A 6,185-nucleotide genomic window follows, 5' to 3' on the forward strand; every position below is an offset into this window, starting at 1 on the left:
AGGCCAACACCAGCTCGGGCAGCATCACGCCCATTACCGAATATCCTATTGAGTTACGACTTGCCGAGCAATACCTCATCCGCGCAGAAGCAAGGGCCCAACTGGGTAACCTTGACGGGGCCGCCGCCGATTTGAACGTGATACGCGCAAGGGCAAGCCTGCCCGCCGCAACTACTGCCTCAAAAGACGCTGCCTTGAGCGCCATTGCACATGAACGCCAGGTTGAGTTGTTTACCGAATGGGGCCACCGCTGGTTCGACCTTAAACGAACCGGTAAAATTGATGCCGTAATGAGTATAGTAACACCACAAAAAGGCGGCACCTGGAATACCAATAAACAACTGGTGCCAATACCCGTATCAGAGATTTTAATCAATCATAATCTTACTCAAAACCCAGGCTACTAAACATTAAAAAAAGTAGCTGTTAGTGCCCGCGCAATATCCTTTCATGGGGTATTGTGCAGGCATTTTAGCCCCCGTTTTGCCTTAAATTTTCTACAGAAAACAAACAACTAACCATTAATGTATATCAACAAAAAACAAACCGGTCGTGCGCTTATGCTGTCGGCCGCATTGATCATGGTATTTGGCTTTGCCCATGGTCAAAAAAAATCAAAAACAGCCGCGGTGGATACAGCCAAAGCAAAAAGCCTGGCTCTGCTGGCGCTGGCCAAGCCCATATCAAACATTAAGCCTTATAAAGAGGTGGTCCCAGCTACGGCCAAAACGCTTAAAAGTTTTTTAACGGTTCACCTGGTGGCTGATAAGTATTTGTTCGAGATCCCGGACTCATTGCTGAAAAAGGACATCCTCATTGTAACCCGCATCGATAAAGCACCTGCAGGTTTCCGCCTGCCGGGGGGCTATATGAGCTATGCAGGTGACGAGGTAGGATCATCAGTTATAGAGTTTGAAAAGATCCCGGGCGATAAGATCGTGATGCGCTCGGTCGCTTTCAGGGAGTTTAGTAATGATACCACCGAGAATGGTTTATCGCACGCGCTCATCAACAGTAATTACCAAACTATCCAGGGTGCTTTCCCCATAAAAGCCATTAACAAAGAGGGAAAGAGCACAGTGATTGATTTTACCGATTTTATTAATAACGATAACAACATATTTGCGCTGAGCGATCCGCTTATAAAAAGCCTGATAGGCAACCTCATTATGGATCGGTCTTTTATCGACAATGCCTCGGCTTACCCGGCCAATGTGGAGATCAAATCGGTAAAAACGTATAATATGCGACCCAGTTCCGGCGGGTATACAGCGCCACCGGTGACATTTGAGTTTAACAGCTCTATCGTTTTATTGCCGGCTATCCCCATGAAACCAAGGCCTGCAGACCCGCGCATCGGCTTTTTCTCCAACACGTATGTAGATTTTGATACCAATCCACGCGGTGTTACCAACACCAGCTATATATGGCGCTGGCGTATAGAGCCTAAGGATGAGGATATGGATAAATACAAACGCGGCGAACTGGTTGAGCCCAAAAAGCCCATTGTTATTTACATTGACCCGGCTACCCCCAAAAAGTGGGTACCATACCTAATGCTGGGTATTAATGATTGGCAGGCCGCCTTTGAAAAGGCTGGTTTTAAAAACGCCATTATGGCCAAACTGGCTCCGCTCAATGATTCTACCTGGAACATTGATGATGCAAGGCATTCGGTATTAGTTTATAAACCATCGGCTGTTGCCAACGCCATGGGGCCAAGCATTAAGTTCCCACGCAGCGGCGAGATCTTAGAAACCCATATTAACTGGTATCACAGTGTAATGAGTCTGCTGCAAAGCTGGTATATGGTACAGGCGGGCGCTATTGACCCTCGCGCGCAAAAGCCCCAGCTGGATGACGAGCTGATGGGACAGCTTATCCGTTTTGTATCATCGCATGAAATTGGGCATACTTTGGGCTTGATGCACAACTTTGGGGCATCATCAACAGTGCCTGTAGAAAACCTGCGCAACAAAGCCTGGGTAGAAGCGCATGGGCATACACCATCTATTATGGATTACGCCCGCTTTAATTATGTTGCCCAGCCCGAAGACCATATAGACGAGAAAGGCATCTTTCCGCGTATTGGCGATTATGATAAATGGGCCATTGAATGGGGCTATAAGCTGATTCCGGAGGCTAAAACCGCCGTTGATGAAAAAGCTATCCTTAACAAGTGGATGGTTGATAAGCTGGCATCTGGCAAGCAATATTTTTACGGCAGCCAGGTTGATCCGGCTACCAATGATATCTATATGTCAAACAATTCAGACCCCCGCGACCAAAGTGAAGATCTGGGCGATGATGCCATGCTGGCCAGCACATACGGTATCAAAAACCTTAAAAGGATTGAGCCCAATATTATGAAATGGCTAAAAGAGCCTAATGGAAATTACGATAAGGTTGGCGACATGTACAAAGAAATAGCCAACCAATATCAACGCTATATGGGTCATGTGCTAAAACATGTTGGCGGTACATATACAACCCCAAAAACGGTTGAACAGGCAGGCCCTATTTATGCGGTAGTGCCTAAAGAAAAGCAAAAAAGAGCAGTAGCTTTCTTGCAGGAGCAGCTTTTTACTACCCCATACTGGCTGATGGATAGCAAACTGTATGACCTTACCACAACAGATTTTAGCCTGATAACTAAAATTCAGAAAGGCATATTGATGGCGCTACTTAGCCCGCAACGCTTAACTACATTAGTTGACCAGGAAAAAAACTATGGCACCAAAGCCTACACCGTTGCCGAAATGCTGCGTGACCTGAAACAAGGTATATTTTCGGAATTGACAACACAAAAGCCCATTAGTATTTACAGGCGCGATTTGCAAAAGACATATGTAGAACTGCTGATATCCATCATCAGCAAACAAAGCACCGGCGTAGATAATGATGGTCTGTCTGTTATAAAAGGGCATGCCAAATTGTTAGCGGCACAAATAAAAACAGCATCGGCGCATACTGCAAACACAGCAAGCCGCGAGCACCTTGTGGATATGAGCGAACGGCTTAACCGTGCGTTAAAGCCAAAAGCAGATATTGATAAATAAATCAATGATTGAACGATAACCGTATTTATTGTCCGTATCCCCCAGTGCGGAAATTTTGTTAAGCGCGACCGCTGTATTGCCATTTTGTTTACAAATGGCAATACAGCGGTTTCGTTTTTGGAACAATTTGGCAACAAGCTTCCCGGCAGAACACTTCCCCTTCCCGCATTTACTTTTCCCTTTTACCAATGTGGTTTATTCAAATAAACAAAATCCGGGTTATTAAAAAAGTGAGAATTAATGCTGATTATAGCAGAAACAAATGAAATGTGTATTTTACGTGTACCGTTCATGATGTGCCTTGATCAATTGGGACACAAACGATACATGTTGAATATAAACCAGATCCCTTATCTAAAAATAAATTATGTTAAGAATAATAGCAATCAGTTCCATTTGCTTTTCAAGTCTGTCCTGTTTCGCCCAAAAAGAAGTGACCTTACAATCATTGTTAGCGGAATTAAAGGATAATACCACAGTGGCAAAATGGCCTGATCCATATTACAAGGAATCGCAGGCCAGCAGCTATGATCGCAAATCAAAGTCGCCCGGCACAGCGGGATGGTTTGCCAATGATGACAGATCACAATATATAAGATCGAAAATTAACCAGGGGCGTAAAGAAGAAGTTATGATGGACGCCGATGGTCCTGGGGCGATTGTCCGGTTTTGGCTTACAACATTTAAACGAAATGGAAAAATCAGAATATATTTTGACGGGCATCAAAACCCCGAAATCACTATTCCATCCTATGATTTAATGAAAATCGGTTTGAATTTGGGTACCGCGTTACTGGAACCACACTCCAGTTATGAGGCTAAAGAAAAAGGCGGTAGTACATTATACTTACCCATGCCCTACGCAAAACATTGCAAAATCACTTTTGAAGATAATGATCCCGACAATCAGCCACGTTATTACCAGGTGAATTACCGTGCTTATGCAACCGGTACTAAAGTAAGGACTTTCACACTGGAGAATTTTAAAACACTGGAGAAATTAACCGGGGCCGTTAATGATAAACTGCTGCACCCAGATAGTATTATAACCGGCAAACAAACCAAAATTGAGCAGGACATAGCACCCAAACAACAAATCTCGCTGAAACTCCCTAAGGGTGCCGCCGCCGTAAAGTACATGGTTATAAAAATTGCAACTGCAAACCAGCATGATTACGAACAGGCATTGCGCTCCACTGTCCTCAAAATAAAATTTGATGGCGAGCAGACTGTATGGTGCCCGTTGGGCGATTTTGCAGGAAGTGGCGTAGCGAGCAAGCCTTTAAAAAGCTGGTACAGAACAGTAAATATTGATGGCAGCCTCATTAGCAGATGGGTAATGCCCTACCGGGTTTCTGCAGAAGTATCTTTGTTAAATCTAAATGAGATTCCCGTTCATGCATCCCTTTCGGTAGTTACCGATAAATGGAAATGGAATGGCGGTAGCATGTATTTTCATGCCAACTGGAAGAGTGAAAACAATGTGGCCATCAAACAAACGGAACAGTATAATCCGATTGAATGGGACTTCAACAACATAACAGGAAAAGGAGTTTTTATAGGTGACACTTTTGCGGTTTATAATCACATGCACAAATGGTATGGAGAAGGCGATCAAAAGCTTTGGGTAGATAATGCGGTTTTTCCTGATGAATATGGCACAGGTACGGAAGATTACTACAATACTTCCTGGGCTCCGGTAGTGTTATACCAAACCCCATTTGCCAATGCGCCTCGTGCAGATAATGAAGATTCATTCGGCTATAATACTTTTACCAGAACCAGAAACCTTGATGCTGTTCCTTTTAAAAAGCAGTTTCGCTATAGCCTGGAAATGCTTGGATGGGAAAACGGCACAGCAGATTGTGCAGCAACCACTTATTGGTACGGTTTCAAAACTGCCAAAAGCAGCTTAACTAAAAATCAAACTAAACCATCATTGCTTCCCACAAATTAAAAGCGTTTTAGCATACATAGGCTGTAAAATAGCAGCTTTAAAAAAAATCTGTTTTCCACGTACGTGGAAAACAGATTTTAAAGTTTAATTATAGGTTATAGCTTATGGCTGCTTTTTATTTACCGTCCATTCGGCCATCTGAAAATCTCGGCTGCCGTTATTTGCCTTAATGCTTATCCTGTAAAATTTATAGGCAACATTATTGTTAAAATGATACAATTTACGCTGCGCACGGCCTGAAAATACCTCATTTGTGCGCGTATGTAAATTTATCCAGCGTATGCCATCTTCAGACCCTTGTAAGATCCAAGTTTTAGGATCACGATCCGGAGAATCATTTGCGCTTATCATGGTATATGCACCGGCAAGAGCAGCAGTTTTAAGTTCATACTTCATTACCAGGTCTCCGGAAAAGCCTGATTGGAAAAACTTTGAATTCGGATCTCCATCAACTACTTTTAACGAACCCTCGTTTGAATTTGGGCCTCCTCCATTATCGCGCGAAACAGTAAAAGTACCGCCAATTGTTGCAAAATAGCTTTCACCAACTTTAGTTCTATCAAAATTCGGATCGGCTACATTCAATATTATTTCTTTACTGGCCGAGTACCCCTGCGAGTTTCTTGATGTTAGCACAACATGATACAGCCCCTCAAAAGCATATTTGTGTTTGGGTGATTTTTCAACAGAAGTGCTGTCATCCCCAAATTGCCATAATAGCTCCTCGTAATTACTTGAAGTGCTGGTAAACTGATAACTCAAAAAGTCAACGCTATCAGTTTTGGCAACTGTAAAACCTGCCATAGGTTTAGGTACTTCAACTTCGATCGGTACCGGTTTATCTTTTTTACATCCTACTGATATCATTACAACCAGCATAATCGCGGGCATAATGTTGAATAACTTATTCATCTTCATCGTTATATTCATTATATGTAAAATAATTATTGCGCCGGAAACAACTGGCTTTTTGGAACAATCCGTCGTCCATTTATGCCGGCAGATGGCACTTCATACTCAAGCCTTGCCTGTTGCCCGCCAACATTTTCCCGATGGTTGGCCTCTATTTTATAGCGCTTTCCACGCTCCAGAAATATTTTGGCAAATCTGCTGGGCTTAAATCTTAGTCTCATGACCCGGATGTGGTTGTCGACACGCTCGATGAGCTC

5 protein-coding genes are annotated in these 6,185 nt (G+C 43.3%); 3 read left to right on the plus strand and 2 right to left on the minus strand.

Going from position 1 to position 6,185, the window contains the following annotated elements; translation table 11 throughout:
* The 3 genes from Q0R88_RS18750 to Q0R88_RS18760 form a co-directional block, all read left to right on the plus strand.
* Positions 1 to 407: RagB/SusD family nutrient uptake outer membrane protein (locus tag Q0R88_RS18750; protein WP_295719077.1), on the plus strand; the 407-nt coding region annotated here is incomplete at its 5' end.
* Between the two features lie 117 nt (positions 408 to 524).
* Positions 525 to 3,059 (plus strand): zinc-dependent metalloprotease, encoded by a 2,535-nt coding sequence (locus Q0R88_RS18755; protein WP_295719079.1) that lies wholly within the window; start codon positions 525 to 527, stop codon positions 3,057 to 3,059.
* Positions 3,060 to 3,426: 367 nt separating this feature from the next.
* A complete protein-coding gene (locus Q0R88_RS18760; protein ID WP_295719081.1) occupies positions 3,427 to 5,016 on the plus strand; it encodes a glycoside hydrolase family 172 protein in 1,590 nt (529 codons plus the stop codon).
* Positions 5,017 to 5,118: 102 nt separating this feature from the next.
* Here the strand turns inward: Q0R88_RS18760 and Q0R88_RS18765 are convergent, their stop codons facing one another.
* Together Q0R88_RS18765 and Q0R88_RS18770 are read right to left on the minus strand one after the other, a co-directional pair.
* Positions 5,119 to 5,928, minus strand: a complete 810-nt coding sequence (locus Q0R88_RS18765) for a PKD domain-containing protein (RefSeq protein ID WP_295719085.1) — start codon at positions 5,926 to 5,928, stop codon at positions 5,119 to 5,121.
* 32 nt (positions 5,929 to 5,960) lie between these two features.
* Positions 5,961 to 6,185: hypothetical protein (locus Q0R88_RS18770; protein ID WP_295719087.1), on the minus strand; the 225-nt coding region annotated here is incomplete at its 5' end.

Origin of the sequence: Mucilaginibacter sp. (genome assembly GCF_025362475.1) — a bacterium.
In the GTDB taxonomy this organism is placed as follows: Bacteria; Bacteroidota; Bacteroidia; order Sphingobacteriales; family Sphingobacteriaceae; genus Mucilaginibacter.